Source organism: Bacteroides sp. 43_46 (assembly GCF_001915455.1).
In the GTDB taxonomy this organism is placed as follows: domain Bacteria; phylum Bacteroidota; class Bacteroidia; order Bacteroidales; family Bacteroidaceae; genus Bacteroides; species Bacteroides caccae.
Genome location: NZ_MNQN01000142.1, coordinates 22,984 through 45,143, shown reverse-complemented (window position 1 = coordinate 45,143; position 22,160 = coordinate 22,984). Strand labels below are relative to the sequence as shown.

Below are 22,160 nucleotides of genomic sequence, written 5' to 3'. Positions count from 1 at the left end.
CGGTGGCAAGATGCCACTTCCCGGTTTCCATTCGGATGATTCCGCAAGATATTATAGTATAAGTAACAATAAAACAAGTAATTAAATAAAACTGTATGGAACTAACAATTCTAATACTCCTTCTTCCTTTCCTCTCCTTTCTCCTATTGGGAATCGGAGGTAAATGGATGTCTCATCGGACAGCGGGTACAATCGGTACGCTGGTACTGGGAGCAGTAGCAGTGCTATCATACGTTACGGCTTTCCAATATTTCTCCGCTCCGCGACTGGAAGACGGAACTTTTGCCACACTGATACCTTACAACTTCACGTGGCTTCCTTTTACAGAAACTTTACACTTCGACCTGGGTATCCTACTCGATCCCATATCCGTAATGATGTTGATTGTCATATCTACTGTATCACTAATGGTACATATCTACTCCTTCGGTTACATGAAAGGCGAAGTCGGTTTCCAACGTTATTACGCTTTCCTGTCCCTGTTTACAATGTCAATGCTGGGATTGGTCGTTGCAACAAATATCTTCCAGATGTATCTCTTTTGGGAGCTGGTAGGTGTAAGTTCATACTTATTAATCGGATTCTACTACACCAAACCGGCTGCAATCTCTGCTTCCAAAAAAGCATTTATTGTCACTCGTTTTGCTGACTTAGGTTTCCTGATCGGTATCCTGATTTACGGATATTATGGCGGGACGTTCGGTTTCACTCCGGATACGGTATCATTGATTAGCGGTGGTGCTTCTATGCTTCCGTTAGCTCTCGGACTGATGTTTGTGGGTGGTGCCGGCAAGAGTGCAATGTTCCCATTACATATCTGGTTGCCGGATGCAATGGAAGGTCCGACTCCTGTCAGCGCTTTGATTCATGCGGCTACAATGGTGGTTGCCGGTGTTTATCTGGTAGCCCGTATGTTCCCGCTTTTCATTGCTTACGCACCGGATACCTTGCATATGGTAGCCTGGGTTGGTGCATTTACTGCTTTCTATGCAGCAAGCGTAGCTTGTGTACAATCGGATATCAAACGTGTGCTCGCTTTCTCTACTATCTCGCAGATTGGTTTTATGATGGTAGCTTTGGGGGTTTGTACTTCCATGAACCCGCACGAAGGCGGATTGGGATACATGGCATCCATGTTCCACCTTTTCACACACGCTATGTTTAAAGCGTTGTTATTCCTCGGTGCAGGTAGCATTATCCATGCGGTACACTCCAACGAGATGTCGGCAATGGGAGGATTACGTAAATATATGCCTATCACACACTGGACATTCCTGATTGCTTGTCTTGCCATTGCAGGTATTCCCCCGTTCTCCGGTTTCTTCTCAAAAGATGAGATTTTGGCCGCTTGCTTCCAATACAGTTCTGTTATGGGTTGGGTGATGACAGTAATTGCTGCAATGACTGCTTTCTATATGTTCCGTCTCTACTATGGTATCTTCTGGGGGAGCGAACCATCCCGGGCAAGTTCCCATTCGGATAAGAACTTGGAAGCGGCACCTTGCCACCCGCATGAAAGTCCGTTAGCTATGACATTCCCTCTGATGTTCCTGGCTGCGGTAACTTGTGGAGCCGGATTTATTCCTTTCGGACATTTCATCAGTTCAAATGGAGAATCCTATTCTATTCATCTCGATCCGTCGGTAGCTATCACAAGTGTCGTTATTGCTATCATTTCTATTGCAATCGCTACATGGATGTATAAGAATGCCAAACAGCCTGTTGCCGATTCTCTGGCAAAACAGTTCAAAGGTCTGCACAAAGCTGCCTACAATCGTTTCTATATTGATGATATATACCAGTTCATTACACATAAGATTATCTTCCGTTGCATCTCTACTCCTATTGCATGGTGGGACCGTCATGTAGTGGACGGATTCTTTAACTTCCTGGCATGGGCTACCAATACCACTAGTGACGAAATTCGTGGTTTGCAGAGCGGTCAGGTACAACAATATGCGTATGTGTTCCTTTGTGGTGCACTGGCACTTATCCTACTATTAATCTTATAAAGCACAGAACGATATGAATTTCTTATCAATATTCGTACTCATCCCCTTACTAATGCTGGCCGGTCTTTGGGCAGCCCAAGGAATCAAAGCCATCCGAGGGGTTATGGTTACCGGCGCATCTGCACTTTTGATTGCCTCCATCGTACTGACCTTTATGTACTTGGGAGAACGTAGTGCCGGCAACACGGCAGAAATGTTATTTCGCGCAGATACCCTATGGTATGCTCCGCTTCATATCTCCTACTCGGTAGGTGTCGATGGGATCTCAGTAGCCATGCTGTTACTGTCTGCTATTATCGTATTCACCGGGACATTCGCCTCATGGCGTCTGCAACCTTTGACCAAAGAATATTTCCTTTGGTTCACCCTACTCTCTATGGGAGTGTTCGGATTCTTTATATCCATCGACTTGTTCACCATGTTCATGTTCTACGAAATCGCACTGATTCCGATGTACTTGCTGATTGGTGTATGGGGTTCGGGACGCAAAGAATACGCAGCCATGAAACTGACACTCATGCTAATGGGTGGTTCCGCCTTCCTGCTGATCGGTATTCTCGGAATCTATTTCGGCTCGGGAGCAACGACGATGAACCTTCTCGAAATCGCACAGTTGCATAATATACCTTTCGCACAGCAATGCATCTGGTTCCCGCTGACATTCCTCGGTTTTGGTGTACTGGGTGCCCTTTTCCCGTTCCACACATGGAGTCCGGACGGTCACGCTTCCGCGCCGACGGCGGTATCCATGCTCCATGCCGGTGTATTGATGAAACTCGGGGGCTACGGATGTTTCCGTATCGCCATGTACCTCATGCCGGAGGCAGCCAACGAACTTTCATGGATATTCCTGATATTAACCGGTATCTCTGTTGTTTACGGAGCATTCTCCGCTTGCGTACAAACGGATTTGAAATACATCAACGCCTATTCTTCCGTATCCCACTGCGGATTGGTTCTCTTTGCTATCCTGATGCTGAATCAGACAGCCGCAACGGGAGCTATCCTCCAGATGCTTTCCCACGGATTAATGACAGCCTTGTTCTTCGCCCTTATCGGTATGATTTACGGACGTACACACACACGTGACGTTCGCGAGCTTGCCGGTTTGATGAAGATTATGCCGTTCCTGAGCGTATGTTATGTGATTGCCGGTCTTGCCAATCTCGGTCTGCCGGGCTTGAGTGGTTTCATTGCCGAAATGACAATCTTCGTCGGTTCATTCCAGAACAACGATGTATTCCACCGTACATTGACTATCATTGCCTGCTCCTCGATTGTGATTACAGCAGTCTATATCCTGCGTCTGGTAGGTAAGATTCTATACGGTACCTGTACCAATAAACATCACCTCACACTGACTGATGCGACGTGGGACGAGCGTGTAGCCGTTATCTGCCTCATCGCCTGTGTAGCGGGATTGGGTATGGCTCCTTTCTGGATAAGCCACATGATTGGTGAAAGTGTATTGCCGGTTGTCTCACAACTAATCCCATAAGCCGGAATCTGTAATTAATAACTAGTAATTTGTAATTAACAATATGGATTATTCACAATTTCTACATATGCGAGAAGAGCTGTCGCTCGTAGTTGTCCTGCTACTACTGTTTTTGGCCGACCTCTTCATGAGCCCGGACGCACACAAAAATGATGGGAAAGCACGACTGAACACAATGCTACCTGTCATTCTGATGGCGGTCCATACAGCTATCAACCTGATTCCGGGAACTGCCGCCGACGTATTCGGTGGTATGTATCACTATGTCCCCATGCATACGGTTGTCAAGTCAATCCTGAATATAGGTACGTTGATTGTCTTTCTGATGGCACACGAATGGATGAAACGTGAGGACACCGCCTTTAAACAAGGAGAATTCTATGTATTGACACTCTCCACCTTGTTTGGTATGTATCTCATGATTTCCGCCGGACATTTCCTGATGTTCTTTATCGGACTGGAAACAGCTTCTATTCCTATGGCTGCCCTGATTGCTTTCGACAAATACCGCCACAATTCTTCCGAAGCCGGTGCCAAGTATATCCTTACGGCACTTTTCTCCAGTGCGTTGCTGTTGTTCGGCCTGTCAATGATTTACGGTTCTGCCGGAACATTGTACTTCGATGATCTTCCCGCACACATCGACGGAAATCCCCTGCAAATCATGGCATTCGTATTCTTCTTTACGGGTATGGCGTTCAAACTGTCCCTCGTTCCGTTCCACCTCTGGACAGCGGACGTTTACGAAGGCGCTCCAAGCACGGTTACAGCTTATCTGAGTGTTATTTCAAAAGGCTCGGCAGCATTCGTGTTATTGGCTATCCTGATTAAAGTATTCGCCCCGATGATCGATGATTGGCAGGAGGTACTTTATTGGGTAACTATCGCTTCTATCACGATTGCCAACATATTCGCTATCCGCCAGCAGAATCTGAAACGCCTCATGGCATTCTCCAGTATCTCACAAGCCGGATATATCATGTTGAGCGTCATCGGAGGCACAGCACAGGGAATGACAGCATTGGTATATTACGTACTGGTATATGCAGCCGCCAACCTTGGTGTATTTGCCGTTATTACTATCGTAGCACTGCGCAGCCAGAAGTTTACACTCGAAGATTACGCAGGACTTTATAAGACGAATCCGAAGATAGCGCTCCTAATGACCCTGTCCTTATTCTCATTGGCAGGTATCCCGCCATTTGCCGGATTCTTCTCGAAGTTCTTTATCTTCATGGCTGCCTTCGATGCAGGTTTCCACTTGCTGGTATTCATTGCACTGGTGAATACAGTTATCTCACTGTATTACTACCTGCTGATTGTGAAAGCAATGTATATCACTCCTTCCGATAATCCGATTCCTACTTTCCGCAGCGACCGTTGTACCAAATGGGGACTGGCGCTTTGTACGTTGGGCATTATCGGACTGGGTATAGCAAGCATCGTATATCAGTCTATTGATAAATTCTCGTTCGGAATATAATTGAAAAGAAAAAAGTTATCCCCGTCTCCAGTCTGCATTTATTGTGACAATAGAGACGGGGATAAAAATTATTAGAGGGTGTACACTCATTCCGCCACAATCACCCCCGGCAGTCTGAACCAGAACCGTGAGCCTTTGCCCGGTTCGGAATCAACTCCTATCCGCCCGCCAAGTTGTTCTATGATACTTTGGCAGATAGCAAGTCCCAATCCCGTGCCGGGCACAAAAGAGTTGAGTTTGACGAAACGTTCAAAGATATGCAACTGCTGTTCCTTATCAATCCCTATTCCCGTATCCTGCACATAGAATTCCAGTTCTTCCCCCTTCATCTGATAGCCTACACGGATACTTCCCTGTGAAGTAAACTTAATCGCATTGTTTACAAAGTTAGAGATTACCTGATGCAGACGATTACGGTCGCTAATGAGATGGTATTGCGGAAGATTAGAATCGAACACCAACGCTACTCCTTCGCTCACTTTCATTTCCATAGAACGGACAATATTCTCGCACAGCAAATTCACATTTACATCTCCGTAAGTAAAATCAAACGTACCGGCTTCAATTTTCGAGAGATCCAGTATGTCCGTAATTAGTTGCAACAACAGTTCATTGTTGTTACGGACAATCTTGACATATTCCTTCCGTTCCTCAATATCTTCCGCCTCAACCAACAAATCCGAGAAGCCGACAATGGCATTCAGCGGAGTACGGATTTCATGGCTCATATTAGCGAGGAAAGCACTTTTCAGACGGCCTGCCATTTCTGCCCTGTCACGTGCCAGAATCAGTTCCGCTTCCGTCTCTTTCAGTTCCGTGATGTCGTAGTTGATACCTATGATTTCAATTTCATTCTCCTCGGGCCTGTAATTAGTCACCATAATATTAGAACGCACCCAGTTCCACTGGTCTATGGTTCCCACGCGACGAACACGCATTTCTTTCTGAAAATGGCGTCTGTTGCCCTTCTTCACTTCCTCATAGAAGTCGAGAATATATCGGCGATCATCCGGATGCACGTGGCGGTAGATACCAACAACTTCGCTCAACGGCGTATCTTCCTCCTCTCCCACATTCTTATACCATTGTTTAATGGCATATCCTTTCCGACTCATAAGGTTCAGCTTGGCATACCCCACTTTGGCATAATCGGAAATCAACAGAAAGAAATTCTCGAAGTCGCGGATGCGGTTTATGGCATCAATACGTTCGGTATTATCAATGTTAATCAATATATATCCGCTGAAGTTCCCTTCATTGTCATATAACTTAGTAACTTTCGTATACAGCTCTATTATATCCGAACGGTTCGTCAGATAATATCCTTCGGCACGCCGGAAAGAGTAGTTAAGACGGAAATCCACCAAATCTTCATTCCGCACACGGTCGCGGATTTGCTGAGGGACATTCGGATTTTCAAAAAAGTTCACTCCGATTACTTCCGATTTATTTACCACTCCGAATATTTCCAGATTCATGTTGTTCATATCAACCAGATAGCCGTCCTTGTCGTAGATTTCTACACCGGCCGGGATATTGGCAAATATATTCTGGAACAGTTTTTCGCTACGGTCCATTGCTCGATTGGCTTTCACTGCCTGCGTAGTGTCGAGGAACAAAGCAACCACTTCATCTTCCTCCGGCGAATAGACAATCCAGTGAGTATAAATGCCCGTCTTGGCAACATAATCATCTCCTTCCTTATACGTGTTACCTTGCATTACACCTACCAGAAGCTCCAGTTTCGAAACATAGTCAGGATGTATCTTCGAGGCAGGACATCCCATATATTCTTTTATCGAACTACCGAAAAATTTAACAACTAAACTATTTCCGTCCGTCACCTTATAATCGCAAGGCCGATTCTGCTCATCACGGATTATCGACAAGCGCAAATACCCCATAGGCATGAAACGGAACAAATTATTCAGAAAGACCTGTTCGCGGATAACCTTATCCTTTGCTTTGCGCAACTCGATACAAATACTTATAATATTGGCAAGTGAAGAAAACCATTGATAGTCTTCATTACTCCATTCGTGATAAGTCTTAACCAGATCAATACCCATATATCCCCAAATATGGTCGCCCGCCCTTAAAGGAGTCACCATGATTGACAAGATGCCTTGTGCATTGAGGAAACGATATTCGTCTTCCGCTTCCTCTGGCAACTGGTTCAACGAATTCAACAGAATAGGCGTACCGGAAAGAATCTGCTTGCTCCACCATTTTGCCTGGTCAATAGGAAGATTCTGCTGACTGCCTTTTTCCGACGATACCCCTTCGGAAACGACCTCGTATATACAACTCTGGTGAGTGTGATTTTCGTCATATTCGAAAATATAGACACGACCTTCCCCGTAGTAAAGATTCAGAATGTCGTTCAATATCTCCATGACACAAGAGTCTACTTCTTCATCGTGAAGGAAACGGAGCAAAGACTGGGAGATAAAACTCTGACGACGAAGCAGACTGTTCACCCTTCTCAAAGCGTCTCTTTGTTCTGACTCCTTAGGGGCTTCCACCCGTTGAATGACACCGAAGGATTTATCACCGCCATTGGTTCCCGTACCTTTCTCACGATGAGCCAGGCGGGTATGCAACCAAATCTCACCATACCGGGAACGGATGGGAAAAGTCTGTTCATAAAAGTTCCGATGAATATTCGCATTTGCACGAAATTCCTGAATAATTTGCTCACGATAATCTTCACGTATCAACTTTTGGAAATCTTGAAAAGAGATGGTATCCCCCTCCAATCCGAGGAGTTCACATAGAAAATCCGAACACAAATAATGCCCTGCCGCAAAATCCGCTTCCCACCATCCAATTTGGGCTAGAGAAGACATCTTAATATACCGCTCGTAGTCTGTTTGCATATTTTATTTATCATAGGATAACAAGGAACAAATATACGAAAAAGAAAATCAGACCGATTATATAATATACGAAATAATTGCTAATAACAGAGGAATTGACAAGGAGAAACCAAATATAAAAAAGATGTGCCATAACTCAAAGGTACCTCAATCGTAACCTTATTAAGTTATGACACACCTCTCATGTCTTTCTGAAAAACAGACTTCGAGCAGTCAAGAATCAGAGGGAGGAGAAATTATATCCCGTCCAGGTGAACAGAGAAACGTCCGTACCTGTGTTGCCTGCCGGTTCGGCAAAGGTATTCAATGTACCGTTCAGTTTCTTTCCTGTCAGGTTCAGTGAGTTTGTAATGCTGACACTGGAATCTGCATTACCTGCACCCTTGCTATCGCTCATATCAATCAGGTCGATTGAACCGCCCGTACCCTTTACCAATGCGTTGACGATAGCAGCTTTCGCACCACGACGAATCTTTATCACATCCTGCATACGGTCTACGTTGTCTGCCTTATCAGCTGCATTATTCACAATCGTCATGTTTTCCACGCGGAAATCAGACTGACGCAGATGGGTAGGATACAAGCCGTCGAGATTACCGTCCGCTTCAATGCCGCGCGGATCTGCTTCCGTGCTGGTATAACCGTTTTCCCATACGCCATAGCAGTTTTTCAGCGTACCGCTATATCCTTGTGTGAAGTCGAACATATCATCATCCGGATTTACAGCCAGAAGATTGGTTACGTTCACCGTTCCGCCGAAGAACTCGATTGCGTCATCGGCACTTTCGAGCACATAGATATTTTCTATCTTTGTACCGCTACCCACACCATTCAGTGTCAGACCGTTGTGTTCGATATCGGCAGTGGAACGGGCTCCGGCATAACAGATCTGCACGTAAGTCAATGAACCGGAGTTATCATCATCTACATTGCCTCCATATTTAAAACTGTTGTCGATTTCCGTCAAGCCCGTATCGCTCTTATCGGCGTTCTGACCGGAGATAGGAGCCTTACCATTGATAATGATACCACCCCAGTAGCCGGAAACGGGTGAAGTGGTGTTGGCAGTAAAGATGACCGGCTTGTCTGCCGTACCATCAGCGTAGAGTTTACCGCCCTGTGCTACTAAAAGATAGCTGCTGAAACCTTCACGAGCTTTAATCGTTGTTCCGGCAGGGATATTGAGGCGGCCACCGTCGGCTACGATTACCGTTCCGTTCAGGATATATTCTTTAGATTCCAGCGTCTGTTCGCCGGTCAGTGTTCCGGACAGGATGTTGTCGCCCACTACGATAGAGCTACCTGTGCCTTCTCCGTTTCCACCATTACCGTTTCCATTACCTTCTCCGTCACTGTCACTGCTACATGCAGCCAACGTAAGTGCAGTTGCCATAGCGGCACACGTCATAAAGTTCACAAACAATCTTTTCATTTTGCTTCAATAATTAGTTAATAATTCTATTCAGTAATCAGTTAATAATCAAGTTCTGTAATCAATTATCTTATTCTATTTCTATTGCCGGGACTTAGAATGTGCACGACACTCCCAGGCTGATGTTTATTCCTTTTTTATAATCGCCGAGCACTACCTTTTCGCCACTCTCATTGGCTTTGCGACTCAATTTATGGGAAGGATTCAGCAGGTTGCGAGCTTTCAGGTTGAGGGAGAGATATTTGTTCAACCGGGCCTGCGAGACGAAGTCGAGTGTGACAAGTCCCCGTTCCATGATGTCCTGATATCCTTGCGTTCCAATCGTATAAATCTTATCGCTCACATAATTAAGAACCAGCGTATTGACAAAACTGCGTTCGTCTCGGGTGAAATGGTGAGAAAGGTCGAAGTTGGCAATCCACGGGGCAGCTCCTTCCAATTGCGAACCGGTGGTAACGGTTGCCAAAGGCATCTTCGCATTGGTGTAAATGTAGGAACCGTTCAGTCCGAAGGAGAGTTTGTTCATGCCGTTCGCAGCACAGCTCAACGGACGGACAAACAGATTTTTACGTATTTCCACCTCTACTCCGGCAACTGTTGCACGATCCGAAATATTCTCGTATGAGAGATATCCACCGGCACTGGCCACTTCAATGCGGGAGATCGGATCTTTGATATGTTTATAGAAAGCTGTCAGCGAAACGAGTTCCGTCGGGCTGGGATTGAAGTCCCATTTGAGGTCGAAGTTATAGTTGTCCGAGGGTTTCAGATTCGGATTTCCCTGACTGTTGAAATTCACGCCTACATAGCGGTAAGGAGATATTTCTTTAGCTTGCGGCAGCGTATAGGTCTTGCTTGCCCCCAAGCGGAGGGAATGTTTCTCATTCAGATTATATTTCAGATTGAGGCTGGGCAGGAAATAGTCTTTCCGGATGGTGTTGCTTCCTTCGGAACCGCCTCTATTCACATTATAATCTACATTGATATCTACATAATCATACTTCAACCCCAAGTTTACAATCCAACGCGGGGTAAACTGATAAGTAGCTTCGGCGTATGCCGAATGGATATTCTTGGTGACAGTATACTTGTCCACATTCTTCTGAATCTTGAACCAGCCGGAAGATAAGTTGTCCCGATTATAGTAATCATCAAGCGAGAAACCATCCAGCGAAGGGAAGTCGGAAGCATGTTCCACGGTCAGGTTGTATTCCGTAGCCTTGAAACTGTCGTCTACAAATCTGCCTGTATAGCCGAGGCGGATATTGGAGATTTCTTCCATATCGTCTTTCAAGCGGTAGACCAAGCCTGCTTTTACATTAATATCATCTTCGTCCAGTGCGGAGAAGTAGCGTTGTTGAGAGTTTCCCCGAAGCAGGGTGTATCCGTTTTCCGCTTTCGTGATATTGTTGATGCGGCGGTCCGGCTCGTATCCTTTCACCATATTGTAGGAAGCACCGGCATCCAGACTTAATGATTTGGTCAGTCCCCAATTGGTCAACAACTGATTGACGATTAAAAGGTTATCATTAGATTGCTGACGGCGGGTCAATCCCAAGTTATCGTAATCATCGCTAAAGATAGAATTCTTGCCGGTGTAGTCGCCTACCGACTGCGTGCCGGCGTGTATCATCATCAAGTTATAGCTGACGTGGTGACGGTTGTTCATATCGTAGTCCACGTTGGCCAGTAGCAGTTGGCTGATATTCTCGGCATATTTTTTTCCCTGCATATCTTTATAGATTGTGCCGCTGGTAGTGGTATTGCGTATCACTTCGTCCGTATACTGATAATCTGTTGTATGTCCGGCGGTCAGGAAGAAAGAAAGCGGATTCTTGTCCTTACCTATATAGAAACGTTTTCCGCCGGAAATGCTGTAACTCCGGTTTATCTGGAGATGTTTTTCGGTAGGGTCGAGTTTATTCTTAAATCCCCAAGTGTTTTCGTCGGCAGGTTCGGTGCGGTTGGCAAAACCCATAAAGTCCACCCCGTCCATTTTGAGGAAATCGGCTGTCAAGGTTTGCGTGTTCAGTCCGCCGGAAATGCCGATACCGAAGTTTCCGCCACCTATCAGTTCTTTGGAGACGATGTCGATCGTTGCGCCGCCGACATCACTGCTGCCGCCTGCGTTGAAGGCTTTGTTGACACCTACGGACTGTATGACGTCCGTTCCGAAAAAGTCAAGAGAGATATTCTTATATTCAGGGTCTTCGGAAGGAAGGGAGAAGCCGTTGAAGGTGGTTGCATTATAGCGGTCGCCCAGTCCGCGGACAAAGACGTTCTTCACTCCGTCTTGTTTGGATACTCCTGATACTTTGGTTACGGCGCCTTCCGCATCGGAAACACCTTTGCGCGAAAGTTCCTTCACCCCTACGGACTGCACTGCAATGACGGCTTTCTGCTGTTCGAGCAGCAGCATATTTTCATTCTCACGATTCTTCTTTGCTACGACTACCACATCGGCAAGTTCCTGTGCATCCGTTTCCAGTTCCAGATTCAGTATCACCAGTTTGCCGTTCTCCACACGGACCTTGCGACGAACCTCGGTCTTGTATCCTACATATTTTATTTCAATATCATACATACCTTCCAACACACCACCGGCATTTAACTCAAAATTACCGTCCATATCAGTGACGGCTCCGGCCTGAGTGCCTATCAGACGAATCGTTGCTCCGATTAAAGGCTCCTTGGAAAGTTTGTCTTTCACAGCTCCTTTCACCTTGATATTAGCAGCCAGCGAAGAAAGTACACACAACATACAAAAAAAGGCTGCAACGGAAAATCTTAAAAGAAATAGTTTTTTCATCGAACTTTGCTCTACGTTTTAAATCCGTGGGCAAAGGTAGGGAGTGGGTGTTACAACAGTAATACGGAGAAGATACAATTGGTTGAAAGATAGGTTGCAAGATTATTACACGACAGACAAGCTCAGTGCCAGGATATGACACCGGCCTGTCACAACTGTGACATCGGCTTGGCACAACTGTGACACCACGATGGCACAACTGTGACAAGCCGGTGGCACAAGCCCCCACTCAGAACATCTCCAGAAAGCTTGCGAACAACTAATGGAAGAGATGTACGGACCTTAAACCAGCTTCTTCTTTTTCCGGTAGTTCTCACGAAATTCTTTAGGAGAGCAAGCCTTCTTCTTTTTGAAGATCCGGTTGAAGTTGGAAAGATTATTGAATCCGCACTCATAGCAGATTTCGGCTATTGACATGGTAGAATCCACCAACAGGCGGGAAGCAAAACCAAGACGTATATCAATGATATAGTCGGAGAGATTCTTACCAGTCCGCAGTTTGAAGAACCGACTGAAGGACACATCCGTCATTCCAACCATAGCTGCCAACTGCCCCAGGCGAATCTCCTCCTGATAATGGGCATTGATATACTCCTGCACCTTTTGCACACGGCGGCTGTCCGAATGAATATCTATCTTGGCAAAAGACGAACTGGACAATGTGCGGGCTTCTTCTTCAAAAAGGGAGAGTTCGTAGAGAATCGTCATAAACTTGATTACTGCATAGAATCCCTGTTTCTCAGAAGCAAGTGTATCGAGCAACGGATATATTTTAAGAATGGCGGACATCGGGAAACAAAGTCCTTTCTGCGCCTTATCCAACATCCGGCGGATAGAGTCAAACTGGTTCTTATTGATAAAGCTCTTGAAGAAAAGATCGGAAGAAAACTGGATCGTTATCTCCCGTATCTCTTTTGAACGACATTCGTTCTGTTCCCAGACGTGCTCCAGGTCTTTACCTGTTATCAAGACCAAATCATAGTCGCCTATCACTTCGGAAGAATCTCCGACTACCCTTCTCACTCCCGCCGCCTTCTCGGTAAAGTTCAGTTCAAACTCGGAATGATTGTGGATAGGATAAGTAAATTCTGTCTTATAACGTTCTGCAATATAAAAACAGTCCTTGTCTGATAGAGGAGTGATTTCGCGGATTATCTGATTTGGTAACGGTGTAGTCATGACAATGGATAGTTAACAGTGTTTTATTGTTCTAATACTTATTTCTCTATTTTTACTCCTATCCGGCGCAGGTCGGCACCCGAAGGATTCTGGAATACTTGCAAGTCAAATTCGGGAATAATGGCAAGCACATGATCGAATACGTCTGCCTGTATGCCTTCATAGGCAACCCAGACTTTATTGGCCGAAAAGAAATAGAGTTCCAGAGGGATACCGGTTTCCGTCGGCTGGAGCTGGCGGACCATGCAAGTCAGTTCCTGATTAACGGTAGGAAGGCTTTTCAGATAATTAGTCAGGTAAGCGCGAAAAACGCCCAAATTTGTCTGACGACGCCCGTTTACGAGTACTGAATTGTCAATATTATGTTCTTTGTTATATTCTTCCACTACTTTCTCCGTCCGGTCTACGTAATCTTTCAACAACTGTATCTTTCGATACTTCGCCAACATCTCCGGAGTACAGAAACGCACGCTGCTCATGTCTATATTGATAGAGCGTTTCACGCGGCGGCCACCGGACTCCTGCATTCCCTGCCAGTTCTGGAAAGAGTCACTAACCAGCAGGTAAGGCGGAATAGTGGTTATGGTATTATCGAAGTTGCGCACTTTCACGGTGTTCAAGGTTACTTCTATCACCGTACCATCCGCACCGTACTTTGGCATGGTAATCCAATCGCCCACTTTCAGCATATTGTTGGCAGAAAGCTGAATACCGGACACAAATCCCATGATACTGTCTTTGAATACCAACATCAGGACGGCAGCAGAAGCTCCGAGTCCCGTCAACAACACCACCGGACTTTGATTAATCAGAATACTGATGATGATAATAGCCCCTATAAAGAAAAGGATGACTTGTGCCGTCTGCAAAAGTCCCTTCAAAGGCTTGTCCCTATATTGCTCTTTCCGGCTGTATACCTGATAAATGGCAGTAAACAACGAACTGACAAACCGCAGGAATACTGCAAGGATATAAATCATGCAAAGCCTGCGTAAGAAATCGAGCAACCCGGAATCAGCGTGTTCGGGGAAAGCAATAGGAATGGCAATATAAATCAGAATCGGTGCCACCATTCTGCTAAGATGTACCATTACCTTATGATCGAATACGATATCATCCCACGTCGCCTTAGTTTGCTTCACCAGTTTTGCCACTACCCGCAAGATGATCCTGCGGCAGATTACGTTAGCCAGTAAAGCGATTCCGATAATAAACAGCAGCACTATCAGATTGTCAATCTTGTCAGCCCATTCTTCGTTCACTCCTGCCGATAGTAACGAGCGGTTGACTTCCTGCATCACTGCTCCTCCCAATTCTTCCACTTCCCCACTCGCTAATGCTACACTCACCGTATCAATTACTTCTTTCATAAATATTTTTTCTCTTTTGGTTTAGTTCTCTTTTATCTATTGTTTATTTCATTCTCCTTTCGCCAAGTATTCCTGAATGTCCTGCCGGAGCCATTCGTAATGAAAGAGCCGTTTATAGGCTACATTCTTTTTCAGCATGATCTCTACATTCACCTGACTGTTCTGATAACAGGTCAGTTCGTTTCTAAATTGTTCATTATGTTCTGCGAGGCGTTTGATCTCCTGCTCCCGTTCACGCCTCAGAGCAGTACAGACCGGAATCAGGAGTTTCATCACGACATTGTCCATTACGTGATGTCCCTGCATATATAAATAAGTCGTTTCGGGCATTAATCCCAGTTCCTTCAATTCATCACGTAAGTTGTTCACCTGATTGACAATACGGGGAAAACGTTTTTTCAATTCCGAAAGTTTCTGACTGACACGGTGTTGTAAAGCTTCCAGACTGTGTTCGGGATGCCTCAAACTTATCTCTTTCAAAGCCGTATATGTATGGAAGTCATACATCGGAAAGGTATAAGTATCACGCTGGCGGTAGAACCAGATATTCCACAGGAAAAGCGGATATACGATTTCCGAGTAACGTTTCAGGTAAGCATCGAAATCGAGAATAAAACGGTCGTTCAACGTAGCCTGCACACACACTTCATGAAGACTCTCAGCAAAACAATGGTAGTTTTCAATGGCGTAAGTGTAGGTCTGGAAAATATATTTGTTCCGGTTAATCTTACGGGAGGTATTGGTAGCTCCTTGCAACAGAAAATCATAGTCACTGTCGACACAGGCAATCAGGCTTCTTCCCAGTTCCTTTGTATTCAGCGTATTCATCAACACCATTTTCTTCCCTTTTGCCAGGGAGGTGGCGGAAGGAAGCATCACCTGGAAATAATGTTCATCATCTTCAAATTCTTCGAGCAACGTACGCCAGAATGCGACATCATCATAGCTTTCTACATAAGCAATGATACGCCGGCGCGCCTTCTTCGAGTAGAGTTTATGGGCAGCGTTGAAGTAAGAAGAAGTCAGGTTATCTCTTAGTGAAGTTGCCATGTTGATAGTTACTAATTATACAAATTATGGTTTCGTTTGGGAACATCCTTTTTCAAACGTATGTTCCAACGAGGTGGATATATCGCTCACTTCCGTCACGGCGTCCAGCCAACCTTCCATAATGACGGCAGGCGAATGGGTAGTCAGGATAATCTGCACATTCGGATTCAGTTCCCGTATCATTGAAATTAATCTCTGCTGCCATTCGATATGAAGGGAAGCCTCCGGTTCATCCATAAACAGCACACAATGGCTGTTGTCCTGCACGAGTACCGTCAACAGAATTACTAACATCTGCTTTTCACCGGAAGACAGTTTATAGGGAAACAGCAGTTCGCCATCCTGATAGAAAGCAATGTCGTTCCGTTTACGGTCTATCTTCTTACGGGTATAGCTGAACAGTTCGTCAATCATATCCTGAAAACGACGTTTGGCAATCGACAGGGTCGCGGCTTTTCGCCGTTCTTCTTCATCGTTGCTCGAAAGCATTTCTATCATTTTATTGCCTATGTTGACCTGATAATCAAGATAACGGCGTTGGAGAAGGTAGAGCTGCCAGTCCAGTTCGGACTTCACATTCTTATCTGCCATACGGGCTGTAAAGTCGCCCATAATCAGGGGGCGGTCGTAACTGCGAATCACATCATACGGTATATAGGTGGCCTCGGGATTGTCGAAGAAAAGACGCACGCCGTTTTTTTCGTCGCTTTTCATCTCGCCGGAAAGGTCTTCAAGATAGCCGACGGAACGATTGAGAATCGTTGTCTTCCCCACTCCGTTAATGCCGGAAAGGATATTTACGTCGGGACGTAAATCCCAGCTTATATTAAAACGTCCCCATAGTCCGTGGATTTCGATACGACGGATATAATTGGCTTGTTGTTCCATAATATTCAAGTTTAATCAAGGCAAATATAAATAAAATGTCCCGTTTTCATGCACAAACGGGACATTTTGTTTTATCGTCTTCTCCTTTCTCTGTTTCAACAGAAATGAGACAACTTCATTTCTATCTCCGGTGTGGACGAGGACGCGGTCTGGCAGTAGTCCGCCGGGAAGATGATTACATAGTATCGCAATGTCTGCCACAACACCTTTCTTTATCATTTATCAAATGCTTATTATGATTAAGTTTTTGTCTGTGCAGGGAAGAATTATTCCCCTTGCCATTTTTTCTCAAAGTATGTCAGTTTATTTACCGGATTGAGAAAATACAAGAATAAAAAAGTTACCTTTGCCAACCGTTTTTTCTAATTAGATGTTATTCTTATAAGATTATATTAGATCACTATTATCAGCATGGACAAAAGTAAGAATCTACACGGTCATCTGTTTGCGTTGACAGCAAACGTTATGTGGGGCTTAATGGCTCCTATTGGTAAATCGGCTCTGCAAGAGTTTTCCGCTCTTTCCGTCACTACATTCCGTATGATAGGAGCTGCGGCTGCTTTCTGGATGTTATCTATATTCTGTAAACAAGAGCACGTCAACCACAGGGATATGCTAAAGATTTTCTTTGCTTCTCTGTTTGCCTTAGTATTTAATCAGGGGATCTTTATTTTCGGACTTTCCATGACTTCGCCTATCGACGCCTCTATCGTAACTACTACTTTGCCGATAGTAACCATGATTGTGGCTGCCATTTATCTGAAAGAACCGATTACAAACAAGAAGGTATTGGGAATTTTTGTAGGTGCTATGGGGGCACTTATCCTTATTTTAAGTAGTCAGGCTGCAAGTGGCGGTAACAGAAACCTTATCGGCGACTTGCTCTGTCTGGTAGCACAAATCAGTTTCTCTATCTATCTGACGGTATTCAAAGGACTATCTCAGCAGTATTCAGCGGTAACAATCAATAAATGGATGTTCGTTTACGCCTCGATATGTTATATACCTTTCTCCTATTATGACATCTCAACGATTCAGTGGGCCTCTATTTCCACCGTTGCTATCATACAAGTGCTCTATGTAGTACTAGGGGGAAGTTTCCTAGCCTATCTCTGCATTATGACGGCACAAAAACTGCTTCGTCCTACCGTTGTCAGTATGTATAATTATATGCAGCCGATTGTGGCTACGATTGCTGCCATTATTATGGGAATCGGAAGTTTCGGCTGGCAGAAAGGACTTGCCATTGCGCTCGTATTTCTCGGTGTATATATTGTAACGCAAAGTAAGTCGAAGGCTGATTTCGAGAAAGCGGGAAGGGAATTGTAATAACCACCAATCATTATTAGTTATCAGACACGGATTACACAAATTTCACAGTCCTTTGATTGACTAAAACTGTGAAGTCCGTGTAATCTGTGCCTGAATAGTTTTATTCTAGTTAGCCAGGATAGTCACTTCTGCACCGGACGCAAAGTCTTGTCCGTTCTGCGAACTCAAAGCAGTAAAGCGAATATAACGTGCCTTTACCGGCTTGTCGAACATCACCCTCTTTTCCTTTGAGTTATTAGCAAAAGTACCTTTCTTGACCGGATCACCCCATTCTTTACCATCCATGCTGACTTGAATAGAGTAATCCTTGATATTGCCATTATTTCCATTCTGACGCGGCAGATAGGTAAAGCCTTTGATTTCTTTTACTTCACCTGCATCAAGATCCACCCAATGCGGATATTTGGCAACCGTTACTGAATACATTGTATGCCATATCGTACTAGGATCACCATCAACCAGATTAGCAGCATCTCCATCGCCTGATTCCTGGCTGCTGGCATATACCACCTGCATCTGGATACTTTCTATCTTTTCAAACTTCATAACGGCACTAATATCCTTATTGTCCTTATACCATGCTTTTACAGTACCTCCATTACGCAAAGGAATAGGTTCTGTATATTCCTGTACCTTTTTACTACCGTCAATCGTATAGCAGAATACAGCGTCTTTCTTTGCCGACGTCAATTCTACCATCCCGGCAGGAGTACGTGTGATAGACAAAGGAATATCTCCGGCAGGAGCAACATTAGCAACAGCTGCCAAATTCGCACCAACAACCGGACGGATAATAAAGCCCATATTATGATGACCGGCAAATACCCTGTCTTGAACAAGAGGGCCACCTTGACCGCAGCTATTACCACCCAAACCGGTAACTGCACAATCCAGATGCAAATAAGTATCACCTGCTTTAGGCAATTGATATGGATGAGAAGCCAGGATCAAATCAAGAGCAGAATATTGAAGTGCAGACACCGACAGGCGATCGGTAGCTATAAAGACTGCCCCTTGTCCTGCCTGATTCGTCAATGCACACCAACGTACATCTTCATGATTACCCATATCCTGCGGCTTCGGGAAATTCACAAACTCACCCGCTACCGTATTCGTATGTTGCTCTATGAACTGGCCACTCTTACGGTCGGCATAGTTATCAATCGGTCCACGACCATAATAAGTAAAGTTAGCATATTCCTGAGGAACTTTCATCACATAGCCAAGACGTGGCAAAGTCAGGCTGGGACGAGTAGAAGTAATACTGGACTGCAATTCGATAGAGCCGTCCGGATAAACCGTCCACACCTGATTGGTAATAAACTTAAAGTCATTGGCTCCAAATTTCCGGTCTGTCAGTTCCACAATACTATTCTTACCGGAACTGGTCCCCCCTTTAATGCTTGCAGCATTCGGCGCCTGCGATTCTACGGTAAAACTCAATACCATTTTACCATCCTTCTCACGAGCTGTTACCTCTATCATTTTATGTTGCAGGTTATGCAAACCATATTCAAACCAAGGAGTATAGAACCAGTTATCATTGTTTGTAAAGGCACGAAGTGCATCAAGTTTCGGTCCGTTTCCGGCCGCAATAATTGTTTTATCGCCGTATTTCAAGCTATAAATACTTCCGGTCTGCTGATCGAATTCCGCTTCAAAGCCGTCCCCTTTAATCTCGATTCTCTCTGTACTCGGGTTCATACGACTCTTCAGACTTCCCGCAGTAGCGGCAGCCACTTCACTGATTAACGGACGATCCGTAGCTTCCTTCACCAGTACCTGCTCTTCCGCCATTACGAAGTCTTTATCAGCCCAAGGCATCTTGTCTTTCAATATAAACTGCACTTTCACAAAGTACTCCGCATCTTTTTTAAACGCAGCACGATTATAGGGAAGAGAGATTTGCATCCGCTGGCGGGGAGCCAGATTGATGTCTTTCTTCAGAGTTGCCTGAATAGCCTTGCCGTCCTCATAAACGGACCACATCAAATAGTAGTCGTCCGCCAGATTCTTGAAATAATACTTATTGAAGATCTCAAAGACACCCTTCTCAACATCGACAGCTTTCACTCCGATATTCTGATATACTTTTCTCACTTCATAATATTGAGGTTTCGGTTCCAGATCTCCGAACACGATTCCGTTCATTACAAACTGCCCATCATTGGGAGTATCGCCGAAGTCACCTCCGTAAGCCAGATAACGCGTACCCGTTTTCGGATCGTAATTATACATGGACTGGTCTACCCAATCCCATATAGCACCGCCACAGAAGAAGTTGGTAGACTCCATAGCTTCCCAATAATCAATAAGATTACCGCAAGCATTTCCCATTGAATGAGCATACTCGGAGATATGGAACGGATATTTAATATCATATTTCCCCTGTACAGCACCACGTACCCAACCGATAGACGGATACTGATTCGAACCCATATCAACAATATCATTGTTACGTTCATATTGTACGGGACGGGAAGTATCGAACTTCTTCAACGCATCATAAGCCGCCACAAAATTCTTACCCGGACCGGCCTCATTACCTAACGACCAAATCACGATAGAAGGATTGTTGACATTGGCATGCACCATTTCCATAACACGAGCCACATGAGCATTTTTCCATTCCACCGGATGAGAAAGCGAAGCGGCACCATAATAATATTCGTGTGATTCGATGTTAGCCTCATCTTCCAGATAGATACCATATTTGTTGCACAGGAAGTACCAATACGGATCATCCGGATAGTGAGAGTTACGAACATGATTGATGTTAGCACGCTTCATCAGCATAATTTCTTTTTCCATCATCTCACGGGTAATGGCATGTCCCACAGCAGGGTTGGATTCATGACGGTTCACCCCTTTCAGTTTAACGGTCTTTCCGTTCACATAATAATAGCGTCCGGCAAGCCCGAACTCATCTTCTGACGCAGGTGTATCTTTGATTTCCACTTTCCGGAAACCTACGATAGTAGAAACCGTTTCAATAGTCCTGTTCTTTTTATCTTTCAGTTCAGCAACAAGCGTATAGCGATAAGGAAACTCCGCCGACCACTTGTTAGGAGCCTTCACCTGAAAAACAGTTTGAACCTTACCAGTCTCATTCGGAACGATCTTCTCTATTACCGGAGATGAAACGCCGTCTACCAACGTATTTTCATCAGAATACAGTTTATTGGCATACAAAGAATAATATACTTTATAATCCTTGGCTGCCTTTTTATCCAAGTTACGGATATCGGCGTTGATAGTCAAAGAACCATCCGTATAAGTAGCGTCCAAATCGGGAATAGCCACCAAGTCACGGAAATGAACCTTGGGAACCGAGTACAAAGCTACCGTACGGAAGATACCCGGCAGACGGAACATATCCTGTGCCTCCAGAAATGAACCATCCGAGCTACGATATACTTCGGCTGCTACGATATTTTTGCCTTTCTGAAGATAAGGGGTAATATTGAAATTAGCGGTATTGCGCGAGTTCTTGGAGAACCCCACATACTTACCGTTAATCCAAAGATAGAAGAAAGAATCCACACCGTCGAAACTGATGAATACTTCCCTGCCGTCCCAATCCTGAGGAATCTCAAAATCGCGGCGGAAGGAACCAACCTCATTACGGTGCTTATAAGTAGTCCAGTTAGCGGGCGGAGTACGCATCACTCCTCCGCGCCAGTCGTCTACCTTCACGCTATGTTGGAAGATAACCGGTTGATTGACATAAATAGGAGTTCCATACTTCAAGCTTCCGTCTTTCTGAATACCATAGATATTCCAGCTCGACGGTACAGGGATTACGTCCCACGAAGTCACATCATAATTCGTCTGATAGAAATCTGCCGGACGGGAATCGGGGTCGGGTGCCCAATGAAACTTCCAGTCGCCATTGAGAGACTGCCAGAACTTACTGTTTTCGGGCAATACTTTGCGAGCACTTTCCAAGTCTTGAAACGGAAAGAAATAAGCATGCGGCTGCTCCTTATTGAGTGCCAAGTTTTCGGGAGATTCCCACTCCGCTCCTGTCGGAGCATTCAAGGTAGCATAGGTAAACCCTTCTAAAGGTTGGTCTGCGAAACTCTGTACTGTGAGGGTGCAGCACAGAAGACCTGTTAACAAGGTTTTGTTCATAAGGTATTTTAAGTCAATAAATAATATTCTGTGTCCAATATTCATGGTTCTCTGAATGTAAATACAATCAGAAAGCATACCACCCCTATTTTTT

13 protein-coding genes are annotated in these 22,160 nt (G+C 44.9%); 4 read left to right on the top strand and 9 right to left on the bottom strand.

Annotated features, from left to right (window positions below):
• Positions 1–95: 95 nt before the first annotated feature.
• Genes nuoL through BHV72_RS18485 form a run of 3 tightly spaced genes read left to right on the top strand, consistent with a single transcriptional unit; the run spans position 96 to position 4,993 of the window.
• Positions 96–2,012, top strand: coding sequence for an NADH-quinone oxidoreductase subunit L (gene nuoL / locus BHV72_RS18495; protein WP_005677198.1), 1,917 nt, complete (start codon positions 96–98; stop codon positions 2,010–2,012).
• 13 nt (positions 2,013–2,025) lie between these two features.
• Positions 2,026–3,510: a complex I subunit 4 family protein gene (locus BHV72_RS18490; protein ID WP_122134078.1), complete on the top strand. Its 1,485-nt coding sequence runs from the start codon at positions 2,026–2,028 to the stop codon at positions 3,508–3,510.
• A gap of 43 nt (positions 3,511–3,553) precedes the next feature.
• Positions 3,554–4,993 (top strand): NADH-quinone oxidoreductase subunit N, encoded by a 1,440-nt coding sequence (locus BHV72_RS18485; RefSeq protein WP_286857402.1) that lies wholly within the window; start codon positions 3,554–3,556, stop codon positions 4,991–4,993.
• Positions 4,994–5,079: 86 nt separating this feature from the next.
• On the opposite strand, the gene BHV72_RS18480 is transcribed toward BHV72_RS18485, so the two are convergent.
• The 8 genes from BHV72_RS18480 to BHV72_RS18445 form a co-directional block, all read right to left on the bottom strand.
• Positions 5,080–7,872 carry a sensor histidine kinase gene (locus BHV72_RS18480; RefSeq protein WP_181992356.1) on the bottom strand — a complete coding sequence of 931 codons (2,793 nt, stop codon included), beginning with the start codon at positions 7,870–7,872 and terminating at the stop codon, positions 5,080–5,082.
• Positions 7,873–8,092: 220 nt separating this feature from the next.
• The gene (locus tag BHV72_RS18475; protein WP_022041721.1) at positions 8,093–9,304 is read right to left on the bottom strand and encodes a beta-helix domain-containing protein; all 1,212 of its coding nucleotides are present in this window, start codon (positions 9,302–9,304) and stop codon (positions 8,093–8,095) included.
• Between the two features lie 94 nt (positions 9,305–9,398).
• Entirely contained in the window at positions 9,399–12,113 is a 2,715-nt protein-coding gene (locus BHV72_RS18470) for a TonB-dependent receptor (RefSeq protein WP_286857399.1), read from the bottom strand.
• 282 nt (positions 12,114–12,395) lie between these two features.
• Positions 12,396–13,292 (bottom strand): AraC family transcriptional regulator, encoded by an 897-nt coding sequence (locus BHV72_RS18465; protein WP_005677192.1) that lies wholly within the window; start codon positions 13,290–13,292, stop codon positions 12,396–12,398.
• A 38-nt stretch (positions 13,293–13,330) separates the two neighbouring features.
• Positions 13,331–14,662 (bottom strand): mechanosensitive ion channel family protein, encoded by a 1,332-nt coding sequence (locus BHV72_RS18460; RefSeq protein ID WP_005677190.1) that lies wholly within the window; start codon positions 14,660–14,662, stop codon positions 13,331–13,333.
• A gap of 48 nt (positions 14,663–14,710) precedes the next feature.
• Positions 14,711–15,712, bottom strand: coding sequence for a DUF4435 domain-containing protein (locus tag BHV72_RS18455; protein ID WP_122264620.1), 1,002 nt, complete (start codon positions 15,710–15,712; stop codon positions 14,711–14,713).
• A gap of 24 nt (positions 15,713–15,736) precedes the next feature.
• Positions 15,737–16,600: an AAA family ATPase gene (locus BHV72_RS18450; RefSeq protein ID WP_005677188.1), complete on the bottom strand. Its 864-nt coding sequence runs from the start codon at positions 16,598–16,600 to the stop codon at positions 15,737–15,739.
• 15 nt (positions 16,601–16,615) lie between these two features.
• Positions 16,616–16,819, bottom strand: a complete 204-nt coding sequence (locus tag BHV72_RS18445) for a hypothetical protein (protein WP_005677187.1) — start codon at positions 16,817–16,819, stop codon at positions 16,616–16,618.
• A 192-nt stretch (positions 16,820–17,011) separates the two neighbouring features.
• On the opposite strand from BHV72_RS18445, the gene BHV72_RS18440 reads away from it, so the two are divergent.
• Positions 17,012–17,929, top strand: coding sequence for a DMT family transporter (locus tag BHV72_RS18440; protein WP_005679884.1), 918 nt, complete (start codon positions 17,012–17,014; stop codon positions 17,927–17,929).
• Between the two features lie 108 nt (positions 17,930–18,037).
• Here BHV72_RS18440 and BHV72_RS18435 read toward each other — a convergent pair whose 3' ends face one another.
• A complete protein-coding gene (locus BHV72_RS18435) occupies positions 18,038–22,066 on the bottom strand; it encodes a glycoside hydrolase family 2 TIM barrel-domain containing protein (RefSeq protein WP_286857394.1) in 4,029 nt (1,342 codons plus the stop codon).
• Positions 22,067–22,160 lie beyond the last annotated feature (94 nt).